Annotated in this window: 22 protein-coding genes and 2 tRNA genes; 8 read left to right on the top strand and 16 right to left on the bottom strand. The window is 65.6% G+C overall.

Annotated features, from left to right (window positions below; genetic code table 11):
* Window positions 1-95 precede the first annotated feature (95 nt).
* From panS to CUJ91_RS13195, 3 genes are all read right to left on the bottom strand, one after another.
* Complete coding sequence (gene panS / locus CUJ91_RS13205; RefSeq protein WP_114156347.1) at window positions 96-1,055, bottom strand: ketopantoate/pantoate/pantothenate transporter PanS; 960 nt, start codon at window positions 1,053-1,055, stop codon at window positions 96-98.
* A 496-nt stretch (window positions 1,056-1,551) separates the two neighbouring features.
* The gene (locus CUJ91_RS13200; RefSeq protein WP_029967820.1) at window positions 1,552-2,961 is read right to left on the bottom strand and encodes an MATE family efflux transporter; all 1,410 of its coding nucleotides are present in this window, start codon (window positions 2,959-2,961) and stop codon (window positions 1,552-1,554) included.
* Between the two features lie 317 nt (window positions 2,962-3,278).
* Window positions 3,279-3,497 carry an RNA-binding S4 domain-containing protein gene (locus CUJ91_RS13195; protein ID WP_006052853.1) on the bottom strand — a complete coding sequence of 73 codons (219 nt, stop codon included), beginning with the start codon at window positions 3,495-3,497 and terminating at the stop codon, window positions 3,279-3,281.
* A gap of 344 nt (window positions 3,498-3,841) precedes the next feature.
* Here CUJ91_RS13195 and CUJ91_RS13190 point away from each other — a divergent pair, with 344 nt between their 5' ends.
* The 3 genes from CUJ91_RS13190 to CUJ91_RS13180 all read left to right on the top strand — a co-directional run bounded on the left by CUJ91_RS13190 (window position 3,842) and on the right by CUJ91_RS13180 (window position 7,164).
* Window positions 3,842-4,321, top strand: coding sequence for a hypothetical protein (locus CUJ91_RS13190; protein ID WP_114156346.1), 480 nt, complete (start codon window positions 3,842-3,844; stop codon window positions 4,319-4,321).
* A gap of 108 nt (window positions 4,322-4,429) precedes the next feature.
* Window positions 4,430-4,711, top strand: coding sequence for a hypothetical protein (locus CUJ91_RS13185; RefSeq protein ID WP_006052855.1), 282 nt, complete (start codon window positions 4,430-4,432; stop codon window positions 4,709-4,711).
* Between the two features lie 257 nt (window positions 4,712-4,968).
* Window positions 4,969-7,164 (top strand): ATP-dependent helicase, encoded by a 2,196-nt coding sequence (locus CUJ91_RS13180; protein WP_114156345.1) that lies wholly within the window; start codon window positions 4,969-4,971, stop codon window positions 7,162-7,164.
* Window positions 7,165-7,585: 421 nt separating this feature from the next.
* Here CUJ91_RS13180 and CUJ91_RS13175 read toward each other — a convergent pair whose 3' ends face one another.
* The 8 genes from CUJ91_RS13175 to fdxA form a co-directional block, all read right to left on the bottom strand.
* The gene (locus tag CUJ91_RS13175; RefSeq protein ID WP_006052857.1) at window positions 7,586-8,353 is read right to left on the bottom strand and encodes a DUF4088 family protein; all 768 of its coding nucleotides are present in this window, start codon (window positions 8,351-8,353) and stop codon (window positions 7,586-7,588) included.
* Between the two features lie 727 nt (window positions 8,354-9,080).
* The gene (locus tag CUJ91_RS13170; protein ID WP_006052858.1) at window positions 9,081-9,410 is read right to left on the bottom strand and encodes an AzlD domain-containing protein; all 330 of its coding nucleotides are present in this window, start codon (window positions 9,408-9,410) and stop codon (window positions 9,081-9,083) included.
* Complete coding sequence (locus CUJ91_RS13165; RefSeq protein WP_044022017.1) at window positions 9,407-10,171, bottom strand: AzlC family ABC transporter permease; 765 nt, start codon at window positions 10,169-10,171, stop codon at window positions 9,407-9,409. Before CUJ91_RS13165 ends, CUJ91_RS13170 begins: the two co-directional genes overlap by 4 nt.
* 49 nt (window positions 10,172-10,220) lie before the next feature.
* The gene (locus CUJ91_RS13160) at window positions 10,221-11,051 is read right to left on the bottom strand and encodes a helix-turn-helix transcriptional regulator (protein WP_006052860.1); all 831 of its coding nucleotides are present in this window, start codon (window positions 11,049-11,051) and stop codon (window positions 10,221-10,223) included.
* A gap of 141 nt (window positions 11,052-11,192) precedes the next feature.
* A complete protein-coding gene (locus CUJ91_RS13155; protein WP_114156730.1) occupies window positions 11,193-11,705 on the bottom strand; it encodes a CreA family protein in 513 nt (170 codons plus the stop codon).
* Window positions 11,706-11,857: 152 nt separating this feature from the next.
* Window positions 11,858-11,933: transfer RNA gene (locus tag CUJ91_RS13150), tRNA-Asn, on the bottom strand.
* A 62-nt stretch (window positions 11,934-11,995) separates the two neighbouring features.
* A tRNA-Asn gene (locus CUJ91_RS13145) sits at window positions 11,996-12,071 on the bottom strand.
* Between the two features lie 114 nt (window positions 12,072-12,185).
* A complete protein-coding gene (gene fdxA / locus CUJ91_RS13140; RefSeq protein WP_006052862.1) occupies window positions 12,186-12,509 on the bottom strand; it encodes a ferredoxin FdxA in 324 nt (107 codons plus the stop codon).
* Between the two features lie 294 nt (window positions 12,510-12,803).
* Between fdxA and pncB the strand changes: the two genes are divergently transcribed.
* The 5 genes from pncB (at window position 12,804) to CUJ91_RS13110 (ending at window position 18,851) form a co-directional block, all read left to right on the top strand.
* Window positions 12,804-14,000, top strand: coding sequence for a nicotinate phosphoribosyltransferase (gene pncB, locus CUJ91_RS13130; RefSeq protein WP_006052863.1), 1,197 nt, complete (start codon window positions 12,804-12,806; stop codon window positions 13,998-14,000).
* 150 nt (window positions 14,001-14,150) lie between these two features.
* Entirely contained in the window at window positions 14,151-14,813 is a 663-nt protein-coding gene (locus CUJ91_RS13125) for a LutC/YkgG family protein (protein ID WP_006052864.1), read from the top strand.
* An 88-nt stretch (window positions 14,814-14,901) separates the two neighbouring features.
* On the top strand, window positions 14,902-16,332 hold the full coding sequence (locus tag CUJ91_RS13120; protein WP_114156344.1) for a sodium:proton antiporter: 1,431 nt from the start codon (window positions 14,902-14,904) through the stop codon (window positions 16,330-16,332).
* A gap of 54 nt (window positions 16,333-16,386) precedes the next feature.
* Window positions 16,387-17,376, top strand: coding sequence for a 2-hydroxyacid dehydrogenase (locus CUJ91_RS13115; protein ID WP_114156343.1), 990 nt, complete (start codon window positions 16,387-16,389; stop codon window positions 17,374-17,376).
* A complete protein-coding gene (locus tag CUJ91_RS13110) occupies window positions 17,373-18,851 on the top strand; it encodes a DNA recombination protein RmuC (RefSeq protein WP_114156342.1) in 1,479 nt (492 codons plus the stop codon). Before CUJ91_RS13115 ends, CUJ91_RS13110 begins: the two co-directional genes overlap by 4 nt.
* A 107-nt stretch (window positions 18,852-18,958) precedes the next feature.
* Here CUJ91_RS13110 and CUJ91_RS13105 read toward each other — a convergent pair whose 3' ends face one another.
* The 5 genes from CUJ91_RS13105 to CUJ91_RS13085 form a co-directional block, all read right to left on the bottom strand.
* Entirely contained in the window at window positions 18,959-19,234 is a 276-nt protein-coding gene (locus tag CUJ91_RS13105) for a hypothetical protein (RefSeq protein ID WP_006053283.1), read from the bottom strand.
* 88 nt (window positions 19,235-19,322) lie between these two features.
* The gene (gene moeA, locus CUJ91_RS13100; protein ID WP_029967808.1) at window positions 19,323-20,627 is read right to left on the bottom strand and encodes a molybdopterin molybdotransferase MoeA; all 1,305 of its coding nucleotides are present in this window, start codon (window positions 20,625-20,627) and stop codon (window positions 19,323-19,325) included.
* 62 nt (window positions 20,628-20,689) lie between these two features.
* The gene (gene mobA / locus CUJ91_RS13095; RefSeq protein WP_114156341.1) at window positions 20,690-21,328 is read right to left on the bottom strand and encodes a molybdenum cofactor guanylyltransferase MobA; all 639 of its coding nucleotides are present in this window, start codon (window positions 21,326-21,328) and stop codon (window positions 20,690-20,692) included.
* A 7-nt stretch (window positions 21,329-21,335) separates the two neighbouring features.
* On the bottom strand, window positions 21,336-22,445 hold the full coding sequence (gene moaA / locus CUJ91_RS13090) for a GTP 3',8-cyclase MoaA (protein WP_114156340.1): 1,110 nt from the start codon (window positions 22,443-22,445) through the stop codon (window positions 21,336-21,338).
* 189 nt (window positions 22,446-22,634) lie between these two features.
* Complete coding sequence (locus CUJ91_RS13085; protein ID WP_114156339.1) at window positions 22,635-25,925, bottom strand: Rne/Rng family ribonuclease; 3,291 nt, start codon at window positions 25,923-25,925, stop codon at window positions 22,635-22,637.
* Window positions 25,926-26,256: the final 331 nt, after the last annotated feature.

The raw sequence follows: 26,256 nt of genomic DNA, 5'->3' as shown, positions 1-26,256 counted from the left end.
GCGGCGGCGCAGTGTCTTCACACGCGCCGCCGAGAAAACCATTCTAAGGGGAATCGGGCCGCCGGACTGTTGGCGGCGGCACGAGATAGGCGTGCTTAGACGCGTCCGGGATTCACCGCGCGTTCGTCGTTGGCATGGGTCGAGCCTTTCGCCGGACGCCCTGCCCAGAAGCCCGCGAGCAGCGAGCCCGAGAGGTTATGCCACACCGAGAACAAGGCGCCCGGCAACGCGGCGATCGGCGTGAAATACAGCTTGCCGAGCGTCGCGGCGAGGCCCGAGTTCTGCATGCCGACTTCGATGGCGAGCGTGCGGCAGACGGCTTCGTCGAAACCGAGCAGACGGCCGCCCCAATAACCGCCGAGCAGACCGATGCCGTTGTGCAGCACGACGCCGAACATCACGACGAGGCCGACGGACGCAATGCTCTTTTGCGTGCCGCCCACCACCGCGCCGATGATCAGCAGAATCGCGACCATCGACACGAGCGGCAGCACGGGTTCCACTTTGCGCACCGTCTTGTTGAACAGATGATTCACCGCGAGGCCGACGACGATCGGCAACGCGACGATCTGCAGGATGCTCATCAGCATGCCGTGCACGTCGACCGCGATCGACGCGTCCACATAAAGGCGCGTGAAGAGCGGCGTCGCGAACACGCCGACCAGCGTGGACAACGCGCTGATCGTTACCGACAGCGCGACGTCGCCGCGCGCGAGATAGATCATCACGTTCGACGCCGTGCCGCTCGCAACGCTGCCGACCAGCACCATGCCCGCCGTCAGGTCGGGCGGCATGCGCAACGCCTTCGCGATCGCCCAGGCGGCAAGCGGCATCACGAGGTAATGCAGCACGATGCCTGCGATCACCGGCGCGGGCCGCGTGAAGACGCGCTGGAAATCGGCGACGGAGAGCGTGACGCCCATCGCCAGCATGATGATGGTGAGGAGTGTGGTGACGTGCGGCGCGATGCCGGAAAACGATGCCGGCGACGAATAGGCGGCAACCGAAATGAGCACGGCCCAGAGTGGAAAGAGACGGGTGATGCGGGCAAGCATGAGGCGAGGTCCTTGGTTGGGTATTTTTTCGTGAGAAGCGACTGGCGAAAAGCGCGGGTCTCTAGTAATGCCGTATTAAGCGCTATTGGCGCGGCGCGCGGCGATGGTTCTGCGAAGCGGCGGTGCCGTTACGGATCGGATCGGCCGCGTGCGAGCCGCTTACCCGCAGCGTGTGTGTCGCGCCGGTTGCGCTGTTCGTCTCTTGCAGGAGAAAGGCAGTGCGTCAGCGGATGGCGGACCTGCCGGCGGCGCGGTCCTTTGTGAGGAGCGCGGCCGCGTTTTTTCGTCGGATGGACGCGGGGTCGCGTCGCTCGGAACGAACGCGCATTTTACCGTTGCCGCGCAAAGGCTGCCGGACGCTTCGTTGCGCGTGCAACGAAAGTAAGCGTTCCGCGAGGCAGCACGAAGTAGCGCCTCGACGCACGAAATTGCCGCTGCCGTACTCGCGCTTATTTCCGCGCGCTCATTCCCGCAGACCCGCCTGGTCCTGCCGCTTTCACACCGATGCAGCAGGCGGCGCATCCTTCGCCGGCACGCGCCGCAAGCTCAGCTTGTGAAAGCGCAGCGTCATCAGCAACGCGACGCTCGCGAGCCCGGCCGCGAGTCCCCACCACAAACCGCGCGCGCCGAGTCCGAAGTGAAACGCGAGCGTATAGCCGGTCGGAAAGCCGATCACCCAGTAACCGAAGGCCGCGGCGATCATCGGTATGCGGGTGTCTTTGAGACCGCGCAGGCAACCGGAACCGACTGTCTGCATGCCGTCGACGATCTGAAAAATAGCGGCCACGCCGAGCAGCGAACTCGCGAGCGCGACGGTCGCGGCATTCGCCGGATCGTCGAGATGCAGGTAGAGGCCGACGATCCAGTGCGGCGCCGCGATCAGCACGATGCCCGACAGCGTCATGAAGCCGACGCCGAGCGCGAGCGCGACGAAGCCCGCGTGGCGCGCGGCCAGCGGCTGCCCCGCGCCGGACCAGAAGCCGACGCGCACATTGGCCGCCTGGCCGATCGCGAGCGGCACCATGAAGGCCACCGACGCGACGTTCAGCGCGATCTGGTGCGCGGCCAGTTGCGATTCGCCGAGCAGGCCGACCATCAGACCGGTCGCGAGAAAGAGCGTCGACTCCACGCCATAGGTGATCGCAACAGGCCAGCCGATGCCGAACAGCTCGCCCATCAGCGGGACATTGGGGCGCGTTGCGACGACGAAGTGGCGATAGCGCGGCCGCAGGTGCAACAGCGCCATCAGCACGAGCGCGGTCAGCCAGACGGTGATCGACGTCGCGGCGGCCGAGCCAAGAAAACCGAGCCGCGGCAGGCCGTACGCGCCGTGAATCAGCCCGTAGTTCAGAACGCCGTTCACGCCGACGCTCACGAGCGATACCCACAGGAGCCGCCGCGCCGCGCCGATCGCCGGCAAAAACGAGCGCATCAGACCCACGCCGATCAGGCTGCCGAGCGCGCCCCAGCGCAGCACCGCCGCATATTCGCCGACGTTGTGCGCGAGCAGCGCGGGCTCGCCGAACGCGAGCAGGATCGGCGTGGCGAACGACAGCAGCGCGAACGCCGGCACCGACAGCAGCACCGACAGCACGAAACCGGTCCAGTAGATGTGCGGCACGCGGCTTTCGTCCTGCGCGCCGCGCGCATGCGAGACGCTCACGCTGACGGACGTCAGCACGCCCTGCAGCAGCGTCACCACGACGAAGAAGAGATTCGCGCCGAGGCCGCCGGCCGCGAGCGCGTCGGGGCCGAGTGAGCCGAGCAGGATGGTGTCGGTGACGGCCATCGCCATTTGCGACAGTTGCGCGATCGCGAGCGGCGCGGCGAGCCGCGCGGTGTCGGCGGCGTGGCGCGAGAAAGTCGGCGGCGGGGCGGCGGACCGGGTGAAGCCGGATTGGGTCATGGAGCGTGCGTATTGAGCGGATCGGGACAGCGCGTTGGGCGACAGGGGCATGGGCTTGCGGACGGCGCGGCTTACGCACGGCGTAGCGGCCGGCGCACGAGGCGCGGGCAAGCGGGGGACGCGGCGGCGGCTAAAAGCTGGCGCGTTCGCCGCGATGGCGCGTGCAGCCACGAGTTCCGAAGCCGACGACGTGGGTCCATGCGCGTGTCTGGCAAAACCAACAGCTTATTGTGTGGCCGCTGAACTGTCGATGGAGAACGCACGTTTTTGGTGCGCGAGCCGGCTGCGGAATCTCGTGGTCCGGCGCAGCGCCCGCGTCAAGCCTCGTGGACTGCGATCCGCGTGTCGCCGAGCAGCACCACCTGACCCGCGCGGATCTTGCACGTTTTACGCGTTTCGACGCGGCCGTCGACGGTCACCGCGCCGTCGGCGACCATCAGTTTGGCCTGGCCGCCGCTGTCCGCGAGTCCCGTAATCTTCAGCAGATTGTGGAGTTCGACGTAGTCGCCAGTGAGCGTGAAATCGAGGTTGGGCATGGGCGTTGCACCTTCAGGCGAGGGGTTCGCATCATAAGCCACAAGCTTGCCCTGAAGAAGGCGCGCTGTGTTTGCCAGTGCGTTTGCCCGCGTCATTGCGGATGCCGGCCGCGCGTCGGCGAGCGCATCGCAAGCAAATGCAAGCAGATGTTATGCGCTTGTCAGAAAGTGAAACGTCGCGTAACACCGGTCGCCACGAAACGACTTCACTCGTAAAGTGGGTCTCAGCAGCAAAGCTTGCCGAAAATTTGTTCGGCTGTGAGCAGACCGGGAGGTGTCCTGCAAAGCGTCGCCGACGCGGCGCCGGACGGCTCGCATCACGACAACCTGAAGAGGAAATCGCCATGACCCAGATTCGTACGCTACTGATCGGTACCGCCATGACCGCCTTTGCCGCCACCGCGGCTGTGGCGCAGACCAGCCAACCCGTTCAGCCGATCCAGCCGGCCGCGGGCGTGAATACGCAAGCGCAACTTCAGGCACAGACGCCGGGCGCCGATGTCGCGCCGGCAGCGCCCGCCGCGCAGGGCGTGCAGCCGGTCACGCCGCCGCCGACGCGTCTGACGGCGCCGGGCTCGGCCGATCCGCTCGTGCAGAAGCGCGAAGCGAACGCGAAGGCGAGCGCGGAATACCGCGCGTCGAAGAAGGCATCGAAGGCCGAGTTGAAGCAGCAGCAGAAGGCCGCGAAGTCCGAGTACACGGAGCAGGTGCGCGACGCGAAGATCAACATGAAGGCGGACAAGCAGGCCGCCAGCAACGAAATGAAGATGAACATGCAGGGCCAGGCCGGCGCGCAGACCGACGGCGGCGAGGTCAAGCATTAATCGCCGGTCGCGTCGGGGCGCGATGCGCCCGGCACGTCGGACTTGCGCCCGGGCGCGACGCGCTCTCGCCCGGGCCCATGAGATTTAGATTTGGCAAGGAGGTATCGCATGAACAGCACTCAATCTACGAAGTCGATGAAATCCGCCGCTGGCCGGCTTTGCGCGCTGATGATCGCGGGCTGCCTGTCGTCGGTGGCTTTCGCCCAGGCTAGCGATCCGGCCGCCGCCCCGGTCACGCACGCCGACAAGAAGGCGGCGAAGGAGCAGTCGAAGGCGGACAAGAAGGCGGCTGTCGCGCAAGCCAAGGCCAACAAGGAAAAGACCGAGGCGCAAGCCGACGCCGACAAGGCTAATGCCGAGGCCAATTTGAAGGATGCCAAGAAGCAGTAGGGTTCTGGCTCTCGGCGCGATGAAGGAGCCGGAAGGCTTGCTGGTCCATGACGGCCCGTTCAGCGTGAAGCGAACGGGCCGTTGTGTTTTCTGACTCGGGCTTGCTGGCCGCCGACGCCATACGGCGCCACGCGTCCCGCGCCAAGTCTGCGTACAACGCCCGGAGCCGTCCGCGAAAAAAGGGCGCTTGTGCGCCAGGGTTGTATGGATATACAGTATGCGTCGCTCCCCAATCCATCCAATGCCTGCCAAAAAACGTGCTTTCCGTCGCCGAATCTCCGCCGCCATCCGACGCCGCCGCCTGGCTCACGAAGCTCAACGACGCGCAGCGCGAGGCCGTCGAATACGGCGCGGATACGCCGCACGCACCGCCCGGCGCGTTACTGGTGATCGCGGGCGCGGGTTCCGGCAAGACCAACACGCTCGCGCATCGCGTCGCGAATCTGATGGTGAAAGGCGCCGATCCCCGGCGGATTCTGCTGCTCACGTTCTCGCGCCGCGCGGCGCTCGAAATGACTCGCCGCGTCACGCGCATCGCCACCGCGGCGCTCGGTACGCGCGCCGCGCTCGCGCAAGGGCTGACGTGGGCGGGCACCTTCCATAGCGTCGGCGCGCGGCTGTTGCGCGAATATGCGGAGCTGATCGGCCTTGCGCCGGCCTTCACGATCAACGACCGCGAGGATTCCGCCGACCTGATGAACCTGGTGCGTCATGAACTCGGGCTGTCGGCGAAAGAACGGCGCTTTCCGGCCAAGAGCACCTGCTTCGCGATCTATTCGCGCGTGGTGAACACGGGCGCGTCGCTCGGCCAGGTTTTGGACAGCGCGTTTCCGTGGTGCCGGGAATGGGAGGCGGATTTGCGCATGCTGTTCGCCGCTTATGTCGACGCCAAACAGAAGCAAAGCGTGCTCGATTACGACGATCTGCTGCTCTACTGGTCGCACATGGCCGCCGAGCCGGCCATTGCCGCCGATCTGTCGGCGCGCTTCGATCATGTGCTCGTCGACGAGTATCAGGACACCAACCGCCTGCAGGCGTCCATCCTGCTCGCGCTGAAGCCCGACGGCCGCGGCCTGACCGTGGTCGGCGACGACGCCCAGTCGATCTACTCGTTTCGCGGCGCGACCGTGCGCAACATTCTCGACTTTCCGGCGCAATTCGATCCGCCCGCCACGCAGATCACGCTCGAGCGCAATTACCGTTCGACACAGCCGATTCTCGCCGCGTCCAATGCCGTGATCGAACTGGCCAGCGAGCGCTACACGAAGAACTTGTGGACCGACAAGGCATCGGCGCAACGCCCGCGTCTCGTGACCGTCGCCGACGAGGCCGACCAGGCGCGCTACGTCGTCGAACAGGTGCTCGAAGCGCGCGAGCAGGGCATGAAGCTGAAATCGCAGGCGGTGCTGTTTCGCGCCGCGCATCACAGCGCCGCGCTCGAAATCGAGCTTACGCGGCGCAACATCCCGTTCGTCAAGTTCGGCGGACTCAAGTTTCTCGATTCGGTGCATGTGAAGGACGTGCTTGCCGTGCTGCGCTGGGCCGAGAATCCGCGCGATCGCGTGGCCGGCTTCCGCGTCGTGCAACTGCTGCCGGGCGTGGGGCCGGCCACCGCCGCGAAGGTGCTGGACGAGATCGTCGCTCGTGCCGGCGCCGGTGTCGGCGCAGGTGTCGGCGGCGGTGCTGGCGGCGGTGTCGGCAATCCGGCCGGGACTGTGGCCGAGGGTCTGGCCAACTCGGCGGCCAACGCGCTCGCGGCGTTCGCGCCGCCGCCCCGCGCGCAGGAGGACTGGCATCCGTTCGTCAGGCTGATGTCGAGCGTGTACGGGCGGCAGACGCCGTGGCCCGCCGAGTTCGAGATGGTGCGGCGCTGGTACGAGCCGCACCTCGCGCGCAATCACGAAGACGCCGCGATCCGCCATGCCGACGTGCTGCAGATGGAAAGCATCGCGGGCACCTATGCGTCGCGCGAACGCTTTCTCACCGAACTGACGCTCGATCCGCCCGACGCCACCAGCGACGAATCGGGCGTGCCGCTCATCGACGAAGACTATCTGATCCTGTCCACCATCCATTCGGCGAAGGGGCAGGAGTGGCGCAACGTGTTCGTGCTGAATGGTGTCGACGGCTGCATTCCGTCCGACCTCGGCACGGGCAGCGAAGACGAAATCGACGAGGAGCGCCGTCTGCTCTACGTGGCGATGACGCGCGCGAAGGAAGATCTGCATATCGTCGTGCCGCAGCGCTTTTACGTGCACAACCAGACGCATCTCGGCGACCGCCATGTGTGGGCGTCGCGCACGCGCTTCATTCCCGCGCATCTGATGCCCTTGTTCGACGCTTATGCGTGGCCGCGCGTGCCGGTGGCGAGCGCGCCGACAGCCGCCGGGCTGGCCGCGGCGGCGCAGGCGAAGATCGAAATCGGGGCGAGGCTTAGGAAGATGTGGGATTGAGAGCCGGTTATAGCCGGTTGCTGGCGGCTTGCCGGAGCAGTCATCGGCGAGACAAGTGGGGTCGGTGCGGCGGGGCGCTAGCGGCGCGGCGGGGGCGAGCAAGGTGACCAGAGGCCGCAGCGCCCCAATGCCCCGGAAGCAGCCACGCGAGGCGGCCACCGCGGCCAAAGACCGCAGCGCCCAAAGGCCACCGCGCCAAGACCACCGCGCCAAGACCACCGCGTCAAGACCACAGCGCCAAGACCACAGCGCCAAGACCACAGCGCCAAGACCACAGCGCCAAGACCACCGCGCCCAAGGACCACCGCGCCAAAGACCACAGCGCCAAAGACCACAGCGCCAAAGACCACAGCGCCAAAAACCACCGCGCCAAAGACCGCAGCCACAAATTGCCCGGAAAGCGGCTAAGCGCTCACCACGCTCACCGCGACTGACGTTGCTGCTGCTGAGGCGTCGGACGCGGCGGAACGAAAAAGTTGCGCAGCCATGCCGCCATCCGCGAAAACACGTCGTACGGTTCTTCGACGAAAATTTCCGGTTTCAGCAGGCGCAGATATTCCATGATCTGCTGCGCTTCCTGTTTCTGGAACGAGCCGTGCGAAATGCCGAGGCGCAACAGCCCGCGCAGTTCGCCGAGCTTTTCGCGCGCCGTGCTGCCCACGTTCGTTTCGCACGCGACCTTCGCCTCGTACACGCGCTGACGCAACGATTCGACGAGCCGCCATGCCGGCGTCTGCATGACTTCCTCGAGCGCCTGGATGTCCTGCACGGCGCCCTTGATCTGCGCGGCGAGCGGGTCGACCAGCACGGCGTCGCCTTCGGCTTCCTTGACGATGGCCGCCGCCCAGTCGCGGCACTGCTTGGCGAGTTCTTCCGGCGTCCATTCCGAGCGTGCCGCGAAGCCGAAGCCGAACTCGCCGGCCTGCTGCATCAGAATCGCGACGACGTCCGGGAACTCCTTGTCCAGCGTGCGTTTCGCCCATGCATACTGGCCGCCCTGCAACATCCGCTGAACCGCGTGTTCGGTCAGCGGCACCATGTTGTCGAGCAGCTTTGCGCGCAAAAAGTCCTCGAACGACGGCGTCGCGAACTGCGGATCGAGCTTCAGCGATACGCGCAGAAAAGCCTCGAAATCCTTGCGCAGCGTCGCGATGGTCTCGTCTTTGAGCGTGAGGGTGATTTGACCCATGTGTCTATCCCGTTTGGTCCTGCCGCGCGGCCTCGTCGTGTGCTCCGGTCGCAAGCGGACCCGGAGATTCGACGCGCGATCGATGGCCACGCGCTTGATTCCTGCCTGTTGCCGCGTCGTTGGCGGGACGTATCCCGTATCCCGACGAGCGGACCTCGACTGCTTATCGGCGGATTGACGGGAAACTTAAGGGTTTTATCGGGTAGCGCGCGGGCGCTGGAGGCGTCCTTTGGCGGCGGGATGCGGCGAGGATGCTGAGGAGTGGGCGGCGGCGACGGCGGCCAATGCGTCCGGCGAGCGGGACGAGCGGGACGAGCGGGGGCGTTGGTGGCGGTGGATTATGCATCCGGCGCGCGGACGAGCGGGCGTAGGCGGCGGTGGGCACTGCATCGGGTGAGTGGACGAGCACGGGCGTAGGCGGCGGGCAATGCGTCGGGTGAGTGGACGAGCGGGCGGCGGCGGACTATGCGTCCGGCGCGCGGACGAGCGGGTGCAGGCGGCGGTGGGCACTGCATCCGGCGAGTGGACGAGCACGCGTAGGCGACGGGCAATGCGTCGGGTGAGCGAACGACCGGGCGTTAGCGGCGGCGGGCAACGCGTCAGGCGAGCAGACGCGCAGGCGTTTGCGGCGGCCGGCCGCCGCAGCCATTGGCAATGCGACGGGCGCAACCGCCACCAGCGCCGCTTCCCACGTGAGTAGGCACTCACCAGGGCGCCGCCCAAGTCACTACCTCAGCACCACGCATTGCCAAACAAAAAACACCGCCAGCCCAATCGCGATGGTGACCAGCGGGCGCCGCGTCAGCGCGCTCGCCGCCACAGCGGCCAGCGCGCCGACCAGTTGCGGATTGCGCCAGGTCAACTCGGCGCCGGCGTCGGCGCCATGCGGCGAGACGGCCATCGGCACGATGATCGCTGTCAGCACGGTGACCGGCACGAAGCCGAGGGCAGTGCGCACCAGCGGCGGAAACACCAGCCGGTCGCCGAGCACGAAGACGGCCGCGCGAATCACCCAGGTGATCAGCGCCATGCCGAGTATCAGGACGACGTAGTTCATCGCGACGCCTCCGCGGAACGGCGCGAGCGCCGCGAACGAAGCCCCGGCGTCGACAGCAGAACGCCGACGACGACGCCCGCGAACACCGCAGCGAGCAGGCCGAGCTTGTACGGCCACGCCTGCCAGAGGAAGGCCAGCGTGCCCGCAGTGACCGCTGCCGCGATGTAGCGCAGCGCAACCAGTTGCGGCACGACGATCGCGATAAACGTCGCGACCATCGCGAAGTCGAGCCCGAGCGATTGCAGGCCCGGAAACGCCGCGCCGAACAGCAGACCGGCGATCGTCCAGCACTGCCAGTTCAGATACATCGCGAGACCCGCGCCGAAGAAGTAGTGCGGTCCAACGGTGCCCGGCTCACGGTGGCGATAGTGCTCCCAGGCGACCGCGAAGACCTCGTCGGTGAGAAGCGCGCCGAGCGCCCAGCGCCAGCGCGCCGGCAGATGCGCCACATGCGGCGCGAGCGTCGCGCTGTACAGTACGTGCCGCAGATTGACGACGAGCGTCGTCGCCCAGATCACGGCAAAACTCGCGTGACCGGCGATCAGCCCGAGCGCAATGAACTGCGCGGAGCCGGCGAATACGACGAGCGACATCAACTGGCCGTGCCACAACTGCAGCGGGCCGGACGCGACGAGCGTGCCGTAAATGACACCGAAGGGCGCTGCGCCGATCATCATCGGGATGATGTCGCGTGCGCCGGCGGTGAATTCCTTGAGATGGTTCGAGCGGGTCAAGACTTGCCTCCTTGAGCCGGGAAGCATAGCGGGCGAGGCGCGGCCGCACTTGTACGTTCTTGCGGACGAGCGATCGTCACGCTCCCTGCCAGCGTCCGGGCGGCACGCCGAACATGCGCCGGAAGTGCCGCGTGAAGTGGCTCTGATCGGTGAAGCCGCTGGCGGCGGCCACATCGGTGACTGGAACGCCCGCGCGCAGCGGCGCAAGCGCGCGTTGCAGCCGCACCTGGTTGCGCCACGCGTGCGGCGGCAGGCCGGTCGCGCGGTTAAAGAGCCGCGCCGCGTGAAACGGCGAGAGCCCCGCGGCCTGCGCGAGTTCGGCGAGCGTAACGGGCTCTAGCAAATCGCCCGTCAGACGCTCTTTCATCGTCGCGACGCGGGCGTCGTCGGCGGCAACGCGCGAGGGTTCCGGCTGTGTCTGCGCGTAGCGCACGAGCAAGGTGGACAGCGCGTCGAGCATCGCGGCTTCCGCGGCGAGCGCGTCGGCGCCGTCTTCGAGCAGACGATGCGCGTTCGCGAGCCGCGCGGCGAGATCAGGATCGCGGATCACGCCGGGCGTGAACCACGGCAGCGGCTGCGGCTTGCCGGCGACTTCGTCGGCGAGTTCGTGGATGAACTGCACGGGCGCATACATCACGCGATACCGCCAGCCGGCCTCCACCGCCTTCGAGCCCGTGTGCAACTCGCCGGGGTTGATGATCGGCACGCCGCCCGCTTCGGCAACGTAGTCCGAGCCGCGATACCGGTAGCCTTCCGCGCCCGCGACGATCACCGGGATCGTGTACGCGTCGTGCCAATGCGGCGCGAATTCGTGATCGTGATATTCGGCCGTGAGCAGGTCCGCGCCGGGCAGAAGCGGCGTGCGCCAGTAACGGGCGGAGTTGCGAAAACGATGGGCGGCGGTCATGGCATGGCTTTCATTCAGCCACTCAGTTTAGCGCGGGCAAGCGGTCGGCGGCATGCGCCTTCCGGCTATGCGCATGCTGCACTTTTTCGTAGGACGCTGGTTATGTGCTGCTATGTCGCGCGTTGTCTCGCCGCTGCGGGCTCACTTGAGCGGAATGGTCGTGCCGGCCGGCATGGGCACGGCGCTCACGCTGTTTTTCGCGCTGCCGCTCACCACGCGGTCGCTGTACGTGAGATAGACGAGCGCGTTGCGTTTCGTGTCGACCACGCGCACGACATGCAGCGCCTTGAAGATCAGCGACATGCTGACGGAGAACACATCGGCTTGCTGCTTGAGCGGTCCGCTGAAGTGGATCGCACCGACCTGGCGGCAGGCGATGGACGCCTCCGTGGGGTCTTCGGCGATGCCGAGCGTGCCCTTGACGCCGCCCGTCCGCGCGCGCGATACGTAGCAGGTCACACCTTGCACGAGAGGATCGTCATAAGCCTCGACGACCACGCGATCCGAGCCGGTGATGCGAAAGTTCGTATTGACGCTGCCGACTTCCTCGGCGTGCGCAAACGGCACGAGCGCGGTGGAGGCCAGTGCAAACGCAGCTGTAAGTGCGACCGCAAACGCGGCCGCAGGCGCCGTGCGCAACGAGATGAATTTCATGAGATTGCCGACTGATGAGCAGGGTTCGTTGGGCAGCGCGGTGATGCGCTGCGAAGCCGTCATCGTATACCGCCGCGTCGTTCGCGCGACGATGGATGGCCAAAGCCATCGGCAAAACAAAAAGGCCCGCACGGATGCGGGCCTTCGAATTTTGGCTCCTCGACCTGGGCTCGAACCAGGGACCTACGGATTAACAGTCCGGCGCTCTACCGACTGAGCTATCGAGGAACAGCAGTACAACTTGATCTACATAAAAAAGCCCGTCTTGGTTAACGGGCTTTTGCAATTCTTGGCTCCTCGACCTGGGCTCGAACCAGGGACCTACGGATTAACAGTCCGGCGCTCTACCGACTGAGCTATCGAGGAACAGAACAACAACAGCAGAGAAACGGAATTGTAGGAGCAGCTTTCGCACCTGTCAATACTTCGCGTTCATCTCGATTTGGCTGAAACGGCCGCGTACCGACAGCGCCGCAACGCTCAGCGCACCAGCAGCGCGAGCTTTTCCTTGACGTCCTTGAACTCGTCGGCTTCCGGCAGCGGGGCCTTCGTCTTGGTGATGCTCGGCCAGTTCTTGGCGAGATCGGCATTCAACTCGATGAAGTTTTGCTGGTCGCCCGGCACGTCTTCCTCGGCGTAAATGGCGTTCACCGGGCACTCGGCCACGCACACAGCGCAGTCGATGCATTCATCGGGGTCGATCGCGAGGAAGTTGGGACCTTCGCGAAAGCAGTCCACCGGGCACACATCGACGCAGTCGGTATAGCGGCACTTGATGCAGCTTTCGGTCACAACGTGAGTCATTCAGGCAGCTCCTGCATGCGGAATCAGAAAGGCGCAAACGCCAAAAGCGCTATTGTAACGTAACGTCAAGAGGCGCATGCGGCATCACACAACGCCTTTTATATGTTTTCGTGATTAGTTTATTGCGCGCGAAAACAGTATCCCGCCGACGGCAAGCGGCGCCGCGCGGGCCGCGGCCGGGAGCCTGAAGGCCGGCGCATTCGGGTAACATGCGTCAAGCCGGTGCGCACGAGGCGCGCCGTATGCATGGGTTGAGTCACGCCTCCCGTACTTCGCAGTCCCGTTCGCACCATCATGATTATTACTTCGCTGCTCGACACCGATCTGTACAAGTTCACGATGATGCAGGTGGTCCTGCATCATTTTCCCGCGGCCAACGTCGAGTACCGCTTTCGTTGCCGCACGCCGAACGTCGACCTCGTGCCGTACATCGGCGAAATACGCGCGGAAGTGCGCAAGCTCTGCAAGCTGCGCTTCACCGACGAGGAACTCGACTACCTGCGGCGCATGCGTTTCATCAAGGGCGATTTCATCGAGTTTCTCGCGCTCTTTCATCTGAACGAGAAGTACATTTCGATCGAGCCTTCGCCGAAGAACAACGGCGAGATCGACATCGAGATCAAGGGTCCGTGGCTGCACACGATCCTGTTCGAGATTCCGATGCTCGCGATCGTCAACGAAGTCTATTTCCGCAACACGCAACAGGAACCGGACTACAGCGAAGGTCGCGGGCGCCTCGTCGAGAAGATGAAACTTCTCGGCGCGCGGCCGGAATTCGCCGACTGCAAGATCGCCGACTACGGCACGCGCCGCCGCTTCTCGAAGCAATGGCACGAAGAAGTGATCCTCACGTTGAAGGACGGTCTCGGCGAGCAGTTCGCCGGCACGAGCAACGTCTTTTACGCGATGAAGCACAGCCTCACGCCGCTCGGCACGATGGCGCACGAGTACTTGCAGGCGTGCCAGGCGCTGGGTCCGCGGCTGCGCGATTCGCAGATCTTCGGCTTCGAAATGTGGGCGAAGGAATATCGCGGCGACCTGGGTATTGCGCTCTCCGACGTGTACGGCATGCAGGCGTTTTTGCGCGACTTCGACATGTACTTCTGCAAGCTGTTCGACGGCGCGCGTCACGACTCCGGCGATCCGTTCGATTGGGGCGAGCGCCTGCTCCAGCACTATGAAGCGAACCGTTGCGATCCGCGCACGAAGATCCTCGTGTTCTCCGACGCGCTGGACATTCCCAAGGTGCTGCAACTCTACGAGCGCTTCCGCGGACGGTGCAAGCTCGCATTCGGCGTGGGCACCAATCTGACCAACGATCTCGGCTATAACCCGCTGCAGATCGTCATCAAGATGGTCCGTTGCAATGGGCAGCCGGTGGCGAAACTGTCGGATTCGCCGGGCAAGAACATGTGCGACGACAAGGCGTATCTCGCGTATCTGCGGCAGGTTTTCGGCATCGCGCAGCCCGAGGAAGAGCCCGCGAAGTAGCGGGTTTGTAGCGCGTTTGTCGCGTGTCCGATGTGTTCCTATGCCGTTCGGCCAGGGTGTTCGCGCGGAGGGTGGCCGGTATAATTCCTCGCATGCACGCCCCGCATCTCGCATGGCCATGCACACGAGGACTATCGAGGACTTTCGCATATGGACACATCGATTGCCCGCCGCAATATCCTGGCGCGCATCCGCGCGGCGCAAGGCCGTGAGCCCGAGCCGTCCGCGTCCGAACGCGAGGCCGCGGCGGATTATCTCGCGCGCCATCCGCCGGGTCCGCGCCCCGACATGCCTGCGGATCTCACCGCGCGCTTCATCGAAGAAGCGCAGAAATTGTCCACCACGATCGACACGGTTGAGTCGCTGAGCGACGTGCCGATCGCCGCACATCGCTATCTGGTCGAACATGCATTGCCGTTGCAGGCGATCGCGTGGCAGACGCTGCAGGATCTGCGCTGGAGCGACGCGGGCCTCACCGTCGAATTTCGCAAGCCGAAAGACGGCGACGTGGTCGGTCTCACCGGCTGCTTTTGCGCCACTGCCGAAACCGGCTCACTCGTGCTGCTGTCAGGGCCCGAGACTTATGCGTCAGCAGGCCTGCTTCCCGAAACGCACATCGCCATCGTGCCGGCTTCGCGCATCGTGGCGGGACATGAAGAAGCGTTCGCGCTGATTCGTAGCGAGCGGGGCGAGTTGCCGCGTGCGGTCAACTTCGTTTCGGGGCCTTCACGCACCGGCGATATCGAACAGACCATCGTGCTGGGCGCGCACGGGCCCTATCGGGTGCACGTGATCGTCGTACTCGGCGCCTGAGTGCCGCGGCGGCGTCTATTCGTTCGCCGATGTACGCCGGCTTGCGCCGTCAGTTGCCATTTCAAAAGAACCAGGGAATCTGTTGCATATGACTAGACGTGCCGCTCCGGCGAGCATGGTGCTCGCTGCTGCATTGACGTTAATGAGCTGGCCTCAACTCGCGTGCGCCGCGACATTGGATGGCGCAACGCTTTCCGCGCTATGGGGATTGCCGTTCGCCGGCGTGCTGCTTTCCATTGCCGTCTTTCCGCTCGTCGCGCCGGCTTTCTGGCATCACCATTTCGGCAAGATCGCGGCGGCGTGGGCGCTGGCGTTTCTGGCGCCGTTCGCGTTCGCATTCGGCTCGGACGTTGCCTTCGCCACGCTCATCCATGCGTTACTCGAAGAGTACATTCCGTTCATCGTGCTGCTTACCGCGCTCTACACGGTCGCGGGCGGTATTTGCGTGCGCGGCAATCTGCACGGCACGCCGCGGCTGAACGTGACGATCCTCGCGCTCGGCACCTTGCTCGCGAGCGTGATGGGCACGACCGGCGCGGCCATGCTGCTGATCCGACCGTTGCTGCGCGCGAACGATAATCGGCGGCACGTCGTTCACGTCGTCGTGTTCTTCATCTTTCTGGTGGCGAATGCCGGCGGCTCTTTGTCGCCGCTGGGCGATCCGCCGCTGTTCCTCGGCTTCCTGCAGGGCGTCGACTTCTTCTGGACCACCACGCATCTCGCGTTGCCGATGCTGTTCGTGTGCGCGGTGCTGCTCGTCGCGTTCTATTGTCTCGACTCGTATTATTTCCATCGACGGGAAGAGGAGCGCTCGCTCTTCCTCGATCCGACGCCGGATTCGCCTCGGCTCGGGATCGACGGCAAGATCAATTTTGTGCTGCTCGGCGCGGTGGTCGGCCTCGTCCTGATGAGCGGGCTATGGAAGCCGGGCGTGAGCTTCGACGTGTTCGGCACGCACGTGGCCCTGCAGAACGTCGTGCGCGACGTTGCGCTCATCGGCGTCACGGTGCTTTCGATTCTGTGGACGCCCCGTGCGGCTCGCGCAGGCAACGACTTCAACTGGGCGCCGATCGAAGAGGTCGCCAAGCTCTTTGCCGGCATCTTCGTGACGATTGCGCCGGTTATCACGATGCTGCGTGCGGGCGAAGCCGGCGCGTTTGCCGGCATCGTGCATCTGGTCAACGATTCCGCAGGCCAGCCGCACGACGCGATGTACTTCTGGGCGACGGGCCTGCTATCTTCGTTTCTCGACAACGCGCCCACCTATCTCGTGTTTTTCAACCTGGCCGGCGGCGACGCACAGTCGCTAATGACCACTGGCGCCACCACGCTTGCTGCGATCTCGGCGGGCGCGGTCTTCATGGGCGCGAACAGTTATATCGGCAACGCGCCGAACTTTATGGTGAAGTCCATCGCGGAGTCGCGCGGTGTGCGCATGCCGAGCTTTTTCGCTTATCTCGGTTGGTCAGGCGCGGTGTTGCTGCCGCTTTTTCTCGTCACCGGCTGGCTGTTTTTCTGACACCGGGCCTGCTGCCGAGGCTGTCTCACTCGATTCGCTACACGGAGAATTGCAATGCAGAAGATCCTCGTCGCCCGTCCGATTTTTCCTGACGTGATCGAACGGCTTCAACAGTATTTCGACGTCGACTGGAATCAGGGCGACGTGCTGCCGGCGGAAGAACTCAAGCGCCGCCTCGCCGACAAGGACGGCGCGTTGACTGCCGGCGACCCGATCGGCGCCGACGTTCTCGCGGCCGCGCCGCGTCTGCGCGTGGTGTCGAATATGGCGGTGGGCTACAACAACTTCGACATGGCCGCGTTCAACGCGGCGAACGTGCTCGGCACGAACACGCCGGACGTGCTGAACGAATCGACCGCCGACTTCGGCTGGGCGCTGATGATGGCCGCGGCCAGGCGCATCGCCGAATCGGAGCACTGGCTGCGCGCGGGCAAGTGGCAGAAGTGGTCATATGACGGCTTTCTCGGCGGCGACATCCACGGCTCGACGCTGGGCGTGATCGGCATGGGCCGTATCGGTCAGGCGCTCGCGCGGCGTGCGCGCGGCTTCAACATGCAGGTGATCTATCACAACCGTTCGCGCGTCGCGCCGGAAATCGAAGCCGAACTGAATGCCGAATACGTGTCGAAGCAGGACCTGTTGCGGCGTGCCGATCATGTCGTGCTCGTTTTGCCGTACACGAAGGAAAACCATCACACGATCGGTGCGGCCGAACTCGCGCTGATGAAGCCGACCGCGACGCTGACGAATATCGCGCGCGGCGGTATCGTCGACGATGCGGCGCTCGTTCAGGCGCTGCGTGCAAAGCAGATCGCCGCGGCCGGTCTCGATGTGTTCGAAGGCGAGCCGAATCTGAACCCCGATCTGCTCACGGTGCCGAACATCGTGTTGACGCCGCATATCGCGAGCGCGACAGAAGCGACGCGCCGCGCGATGGCTAATCTCGCCGCGGATAACCTGATCGCCGGTCTTGGCGAAGGTCCGCGCGCGGGTCAGCCGCCTAATCCGATCAATGCCGAAGTCATCGGCCGGGCGCGTGCATGACGATGATTCTGGTCGCGGCCGTCGCGGTGCTCGCGGTCGCTCTCGTGCTTGCTTTGGCGTTGCTGATGCGCGGCCGGGGCCGCGCCGGCGAACAGGAACAGTTCGACCTGCTGAACGAACGCATCGACGCGGCAGCCGATGCGCAGGCGCACGCGTATGAGCGCATCGAGCGGCAATTGCGCAACGACATCACGGAGACGGCGCGCGTTTCGCGCACCGAGCAGAGCAGCGGCTTTGCGCATTTCCAGCAGACGCTGGCCGCGCAATTCAGCAGCATGACGACGGTGCAGGGCGGCAAGATCGACGGATTCGCGCAACAGCTCGACGCGGTGCGTCACAGTCTGCAGCAGCAGGCGCAACAGGCGCGCGATGAACAGGGGCGCTCGCTCAAGCAGTTCGGCGATACGCTCAGCCTGCAACTCGGGCACCTCACCGAGGCGAGCGACCGGCGCTTCGCCGAAGTTCGCGCGACCATCGAGCAGCGGCTCAAGGACATCGAGGCGAACAACGCGAGCAAGCTGGAAGAAATGCGCCGCACCGTCGACGAAAAACTGCACGCCACGCTCGAACAACGACTGGGCGAATCGTTCAAGCTCGTGTCCGATCGGCTCGAGCAGGTGCATCGCGGCCTGGGCGAAATGCAGACGCTTGCGGCCGGCGTCGGCGATCTGAAGAAGGTGCTGACGAACGTCAAGACGCGTGGCACCTGGGGCGAAGTGCAGCTCGAGGCATTGCTCGAGCAACTGCTCACCGCGGACCAATACGCGAAGAACGTGGCCACGGTGCCGAAAAGCGCTGATCGCGTCGAGTTTGCGATTCGCTTGCCGGGGCGGGTAGAAGCGGGCGTGGCGGGCGCGGCCGGTGCCGCGGGCGGCGCGGCGGCGCCAGTGTGGCTCCCAATCGACGCGAAGTTTCCGCGCGAAGACTACGAACGCCTGATCGACGCGCAGGAAAGAGCCGACCCGCTCGCGGTAGAAGAAGCGTCGCGCGCGCTCGAAGCGCGGATTCGCGCGGAGGCACGCAGCATCGCCGAGAAGTACGTGTCGCCGCCGCACACCACCGACTTCGCGCTGCTGTTCCTGCCGACCGAAGGTTTGTACGCCGAAGTGCTGCGTCGGCCGGGGCTCTCGGATCTGCTGCAACGCGAGTATCGCGTGACGATTGCCGGTCCCACCACGCTGACCGCGTTGCTCAACAGTTTGCAGATGGGTTTTCGCACGCTTGCCATCGAACGGCGCTCGAGCGAGGTGTGGCAGGTGCTCGGCGCGGTCAAGACGGAGTTCGGCAAATTCGGCGATGTGCTCGCGAGGACGAAGGCGCAGCTCGAAACGGTCACGCGTTCCATCGAAGCGGCGGAGACGCGCACTCGCGTCATGAACCGCAAGCTGCGCGACGTGGAGGCCCTACCCGGCGAGGAGGCGAATGGTTTGATAGGCGGCGGTGCAGTGCCGGGCATCGAGCCCGATGAGCAGTGAGGTAACAAGAGGCTGACGCCGCGCGTGGACATCGGCGGTCCGCGCCTGCTGCCCGACCGGGCCCGCGCTCGCGGGCTCGGCGGCAGTGACGCGGAACGCAGCGCGCGTCATGCTTCTTCGGGTGCGTCGGTCAACTGGATTTCAATGCCGCCGAAGCGCGACGCCACCCAGTTGTACGCGTGGCAGGCGATCCACAGCAGGATGAAGCCGAGAATCGCATTCAGCAGCAGCGCGCTGAACACCGTGCTCAATTCAACCGAACCGTAGCGCACGAACGCGACCAGCACGCCCAGCAGCACGATAGGCACGGAGAACGTCAGGTAGACGAGGATAAGTGCTTTGGCCGTTTGTCCCGGTGCAATGAACGAGATCTGTTTTTTCATGTAAGTCAAACCCGCATGTCGTAGTGGTAATGGGTAAAACAAATGTGCCGGTGATGACAGCGCCGGATCGCGAATGTTCGCCGAACCGTTAGATCAGGCCGTGGAACAGCATGATACTGACGCGCTCGCCCTCGGCAACGTCGCCGTCTTCATGGCCGAGCACGATGAAACAATTGGCTTCGCTCATCGAACTCAGCACGCCCGAGCTTTGCGACTCTGTCGGCGTGACCTGCCATTGGCCGTTTGCATGCTGGGCGGCGATGCCGCGCTGAAACTCAGTGCGTCCGGGGCGCTTGCGGATCGAGCGCAGGCTTGCCGCGTGGATCACCGGCAGCGGCTGCGGCGTGGCGCCCGACATGAGCAGCAGAACCTCGCGGACGATCTGATAGAACGTCACCATGACGGCCACCGGATTGCCCGGCAGACCGAAGAATAACGCAGGCAGTCCGACACCCGGCCGCTCGCCGGACCAGATGCGGCCAAATGCGAGGGGGCGGCCGGGGCGCATGGCGAGACTCCAGAACGCGACGTCGCCGAATGTTTGCAACAAGCGCCTCGTCACATCCGCCTCGCCGACCGAGACGCCGCCCGAGGTCAGCACCACGTCCGCGCTCGCCGCGGCGCTGCGCAACGCGGCTTCGAGCGCGGCGGGTTCGTCGCGGATCACGCCGAGATCGAGCGTGTCCACGTTCAGGCGGCGCAGCATCGCGAAGAGCGTGTAGCGATTGCTGTCGTACACGGAGCCCGCTTCGAGCGGCTCGCCGAGCGAGCGCAACTCGTCGCCGGTCGAAAAGAAGGCGACGCGCAAACGCCGCCGGACATTGATTTCCCCGATGCCGAGCGAAGCCAGCAAGCCTAAATCGGACGCGCGGATCACGCGGCCCGCGCGCAACGCCGCATGGCCGCGGGCGAGGTCCTCGCCGGCCAGGCGCCGGTTTGCGCCGGCCTGCACGGCGTCGGCTGCAAAACGGATCGACGCAGAATCGGCGCTGCGCTCGACCAGCTCCTGCGGCACGACCGTATCGCAACCGTCCGGAATGCAGGCGCCCGTCATTACGCGCACGCATTGCGCCGTTGCTTCGACGCGGCCCGCGAACGGATGGCCCGCCAACGCCTTGCCGACCACTGCGAGTTCGACGGACGGCGCGCCGCTCGTCAATGCGGCGCGGTTGAACGCATAGCCGTCCATCGCGGAATTGTCGTGCGAGGGAACGTCGATCGGCGAGACGATGTCTGCGGCGAGCACGCGGTCGAGTGCATCGCGCAGTGCCACGCGTTCGACCGCGGCGACGGGCGTGGCCCACTCGCGAGTAATCGCCTGAGCCGCCGAAACAGGCAGCGCATGAGGATCGTACTGCGCGACGCAGCGGGAAAATTCGTTTTGCGTGGTCATGAAGAAGCGGGACGTCGCGGCCGGCGGCGGGCGTGGCGCTTGCCGTGCGGCGGAGCGGGATTTCAGCCGGGACCCCGATGACGCTCGAGGTCGGCGAGTTCTTGTAAAGAATTGATATTGTAAAACGCGCGCTCGTCGGTAAAGGCGACTTCCACGGTCGTGTGGCGCGCGTACCACGCGCGGACCTTGCGCTCGCCGGCTTCGAGAAAATCCGCGAGGTCGTCGGCGAGACGGGTGCGCAGCAGCGCGAAGACCGGGTGCAGCGATACATTGCCGCCGGCGTCCGAGGTCGTGACGGTGGCGATGTCGGCGGCATTCGACTCGAGCGCTTCAGTGAGCCGTGCACCCAGATCCACGGGCAGCCACGGCGTGTCACACGGTGCGCTCAGCAGATAATCGCTTTCGGCCGCGCGCAAACCGGCGAGCAAGCCGGCCAGTGGGCCAGGAAAGTCGGGCAGCGTATCGGCGACGATCTTTGCGCCGAACGGCGCGCCGAGTGCGGCGTAAATGTTCGCGTGACGATTCGCGCTGATCAGCAGCGCGGCGGTTTGTGGCGCGAGGCGCTTCAACACATGCGCGGCGAGCGGTTCGCCGTGCAGTGGCTGCAAGCCTTTGTCGACGCCGCCCATGCGGGTGCCGCGCCCGCCCGCGAGCACGAGGCCGGTGATCCGTTCGCGTGTCGGCCGCGGGGTTGGCTCCATGCGCCGATCAGCCGCCGATGTACGACATTTCGACGCGGCGGGCATCCTGCGCGCCGGAGTCGGCCGCGTTGCTGCCGCGCAGTTGCGAGTAGCGGTCGCCGCGGCCTTGCCAGGTTTCGGCGACGGCCGTCGCGATGTCGGCGTCGCTCGCTCCGGCGCGCAGCAGCGCGCGCAGGTCGTGGCCCGCCGATGCGAACAGGCACAGGTACAGCTTGCCCTCGGTCGAAAGGCGCGCCCGCGTGCAGCTTGCGCAGAACGCGCGCGTCACGCTGGAGATCACGCCGATCTCGCCGCTGCCGTCCGCGTAACCCCAGCGTTGCGCGGTTTCCGCGGCGCTATGCGCTTCGAGCGGCGCAAGCGGGAAATGCTCGGCGATGCGCGCGACGACATCGGCGGAAGGCAGCACTTCGGTCATGTTCCAACCGTTCGACGTGCCGACGTCCATGTACTCGATGAACCGCAGCACCGTGCCCGAGCCTTTGAAATGGCGCGCCATCGGCACGATTTCGCTGTCGTTCGTGCCGCGCTTGACCACCATGTTGACCTTCACGGGCGCGAGTCCCACAGCCTGCGCGGCGGCAATGCCGTCGAGCACGTCGGCTACCGCGAAGTCCGCGTCGTTCATGCGGCGAAACAGCGTGTCGTCGAGCGCGTCGAGGCTGACGGTCACGCGAGTCAGGCCAGCGTCTTTCAGGCTGCGGGCTTTGCGCGCGAGAAGCGAGCCGTTGGTGGTCAGCGTCAGGTCGAGCGGCCGGCCGGCCGGCGTGGTGAGCTGCGCGAGCCGCTCGATCAGGAATTCGAGGTTCTTGCGCAGCAGCGGTTCGCCGCCCGTCAGACGAATTTTCTCGACACCATGCGCGACGAAGAGCCGCGCAAGCCGTTCGATTTCCTCGAAGGTCAGCAACGCGCTGTGCGGCAGGAACGCATAGTCCTTGTCGAACACGGCGCGCGGCATGCAGTAGACGCAGCGGAAATTGCACCGGTCCGTCACCGAAATGCGCAGGTCGCGCAGCGGGCGCGCGAGCGTGTCATGCAGCGCGCCGCTAGGCGTCTGCAGCGGACCGGAGATGACCGGCGCCGCGCTGAGATCGGCAACAGGGATGATGCGTCGGGACATGGGTTGCTTGGGTTGCGCCAAACCGGGAAGGCGAGTTCTTCATTCTATCGGAAATGCATGTTCCAGCAGGGCGAGGGCGGGCGCCTTCGGGGTTTACGGGGATGGCTACTGGCTGCGGGCGGGCTGCGGTTCTTCGGGCGAAAAAAAGCCCGCCGGTGAGGCGGGCTTTTCGAAAGCGGCATCGCAGACTTACTGCGGATGCCTGTTGGTTTCCACTTGCTGCATCGGCGCGCTGTCGGTCGGCGGCAACGGCTTGCGTTCGCGCACGACGCGCGGCGGCTTCACCGTCTGCGCGGCGGCTTGCTGCGCGGCGCGCAGCTTGTCGGCGTCCGTATTGACCCAGACGAGACCGGCTTTCTCCAGCACGGGCTTCAGCGCTTCCGCCGACACCCCGCCGTTGAACGACGCCTGAGCCGGCTTGGCCGCTTGCGACACCTCTGCTGCCTGCGTGGCTTGCACGGCTTGCGACGGCGCTGCAATCGCCGGCTCCACTGCCGGCGCGGCTTCGTCCGCGGCCGGTTTCGGTTCGACGATTTCGGCTTGCGGCGCGGGCTCAGCGACCGGCGCGGCGACTACTTCGGCCGGAGCGGCGGGCTCGACGTGAGCCGGTGCTGCTTGCGCTTCAGCGGCCGGCACAACAGCCGGTGTCTCTTCACGAACGACCGGTTCTGGAGCCGGCGATACCGTTTCCGCAGCCGCGAGGACTGCCTGAGCCGGTTCGGCGGGCGCGGTGGCCGCGACCGGAGTGTCGGCGACCGGCGCTTCGGCAACCGGTTCGACGGCAGCCGGAGCAGCCGGCAGTTCCGCGACCGGCACGATCGTTTCGGTCTTCGCAGCCTTTTCGGCGGCGAGGGCCGGCGTTTCCGTGGCCGCGTGCAGTTCGCTGACGACAGCCTTTTCGGTCGCGACGGCGGCAACGACGACTTCCACCGGCGCCACTTCATTCGCTTCGTTCGCTTCCGGCTTGCGTTCCACCGGCTGCTGGGCGACGCGCACGGGTGCGTCCTCGCTCACGTTGGCGTTGTCGCCTTCCGCTTCCGCGACGTCCGCAGCCAGATTGCCGTTGACGTCTTCCTCACGCTCACGACGACCGCCACGACGGCCGCGACGGCGACGACGACGCTCTTCGCCCTCACGCGCCACCGCTTCCTGATCGACCGGCGCAACGTTTTCAGTGAGGGCGGCCTGGTTTTGCGCCACGTCCTCTGCGATCTGGGTATCGGCTTGCGTCAACGCGTCCGCGGTTTCCGTCTGCGGCTTGCGACGCTCGCCGCGCTCAGCACGTTCGCCACGTTCCCGACGCTCACCGCGTTCCTGGCGTTCGCCGCGCGGGGTGCTTTCCACTGCTTCCGCACGGTCGGCGCCGCGGGTGTCGCGGTCGCGGCCTTCACGGCCTTCGCGTGCTTCGCGCGGCTCACGGTTCTCACGCGGTTCGCGGTTGCCACGCGGTTCGCGTGCTTCCCGTGCCTCGCGCGGTTCACGGCCTTCGCGTGGTTCCCGAACCTCGCGTCCCTCGCGTGCTTCACGCGGTTCCCGTTCCTCACGACGCTGCGACGGCTGCTGGCCCTGACGGCCGCCGTTTGCACCTTCACCACGCGCTGCCACGTCACGGCCGCCCGCGCCGCCACGGCGATTGCGGTTACGATCGCCGCCGCGTTCGCCGGTACGCTCACCGCGCTCCGTGCGTTCGCCGCGCTGCGGACGGGCCTGCTTTTCTGTCGTAGCCGGCGCAACCGGTGCCGGCGCCGCCGGCTGCACGCCGAACAGATTCTTCAACCAGCCGATGAAGCCGCCGCTCGCCTGCGTCACCGCAACCGGAGCCGGTGCCGCGACCGGGCGAACCGGCGCGCTCGGCGCCGGCTTCTCAGGCGTGATGCCCTTGACCGCCGCTTCCTGCTTCGGCTTCACTTCTTCGGTTCGCTTGCTGTAGCCGGTTTCCGACTCGAGCTCGCGAGCCGCTTCCTCGGCCATCTTCCAGGACGCGCGCGGCTCGTCGAGGCGGGCGTCGTCGTGACGCAGGCGTTCCAGCTTGTAATGCGGCGTGTCCAGATGCTTGTTCGGCACCAGCACGACGTTGACCTTGAAGCGCGACTCGATCTTGTTGATTTCCGAGCGCTTTTCGTTCAGCAGGAAGGCGGTCACCTCGACCGGCACCTGGCAATGGATCGCCGCGGTGTTTTCCTTCATCGCTTCTTCCTGAATGATCCGCAGCACTTGCAGCGCGGACGATTCGGTATCGCGGATATGACCCGTGCCGTTACAGCGCGGGCAGGTCACGTGGCTGCCTTCCGACAGCGCCGGACGCAGACGCTGACGCGACAGTTCCATCAGGCCGAAGCGCGAAATCTTGCCCATCTGGACGCGCGCGCGGTCGTGCTTGAGCGCGTCTTTCAGGCGCTGTTCGACTTCGCGCTGGCTCTTGGCCGACTCCATGTCGATGAAGTCGATCACGATCAGGCCGCCCAGGTCGCGCAGACGCAACTGGCGCGCGACTTCGTCGGCGGCTTCGAGGTTCGTGCGCGCGGCCGTTTCCTCGATGTCGGCGCCCTTGGTGGCGCGGGCCGAGTTCACGTCGATGGCGACGAGTGCTTCCGTGTGGTCGATCACGATCGCGCCGCCCGACGGCAGCGGCACCGTGCGCGAGTACGCCGTTTCGATCTGATGCTCGATCTGGAAGCGCGAGAAGAGCGGCACGTCGTCGTGGTAGCGCTTCACCTTGCTGACGTTGTCCGGCATCACGATGTCCATGAAGGCGCGCGCCTGGTCATGGATTTCGGTGGTGTCGATCAGAATTTCGCCGATGTCCGGCTGGAAATAGTCGCGAATCGCGCGAATCACGAGGCTCGATTCGAGGTAAATCAGCATCGGCTGGCCGGCCGAACCGCTTTGCGACGCGGCTTCGATCGCGCGCCACAGCTGCATCAGGTAGTTCAGGTCCCACTGCAGTTCTTCGGCGCTGCGGCCAATGCCGGCCGTGCGCGCGATGATGCTCATGCCTTCCGGCAATTGCAGCTGCGCCATGGTTTCGCGCAGTTCCTGACGGTCGTCGCCTTCGATCCGGCGCGACACGCCGCCGCCGCGCGGGTTATTCGGCATCAGCACCAGATAACGGCCGGCGAGCGAGATGAACGTGGTCAGGGCCGCGCCCTTGTTGCCGCGTTCTTCTTTTTCGACCTGAACGATCAGTTCCTGACCTTCCTTGAGCGCGTCCTGGATGCGGGCGGAGCGCATGTCGACGCCGTCGCGGAAATACTGGCGGGCGACTTCCTTAAACGGCAGAAAACCGTGGCGGTCTTCGCCGTAGTTGACGAAACAGGCTTCGAGCGACGGCTCGATGCGGGTGATGATGCCCTTGTAAATGTTGCCTTTGCGCTGTTCGCGCCCGGCGGTTTCAATGTCGATGTCGATGAGTTTTTGCCCATCGACGATGGCGACGCGCAGTTCTTCCTGCTGCGTCGCATTGAACAACATGCGTTTCATTGAACGGCTCCAGAGCGGCTCGGCCGGCCTCCGCTCCGCGGTTGTCAGGCGCGAGAGCGGGAGGCAGCGGCATGCCGCGCCTTATTGTGTTTTCACAAGCACGCTGGAGCGGGAAGAATGGCGGGAGAATTGCCTGAGAGGGCCCGGCTCCACAAACAAAGGAGCGCGGTGCCGCAGGGCACATGCGAACACGGCTTCAAATAACGACCCGACACGCCGCGGGTTCTGCCGGCAGACTTTCATAAACCCACGTCCCCCTCGCCGGCGCGCCGACTGGGCGCGGGACCGGAGGGTCGAAGGCTGCGGTCATGCCGCAACGGGAAGTTCGCGC

The organism is Paraburkholderia graminis (assembly GCF_003330785.1).
GTDB lineage: Bacteria > Pseudomonadota > Gammaproteobacteria > Burkholderiales > Burkholderiaceae > Paraburkholderia > Paraburkholderia graminis.
The sequence above is the reverse complement of the archived record's forward strand: the minus strand, read 5'-3'. Positions and strand labels throughout refer to the sequence as shown.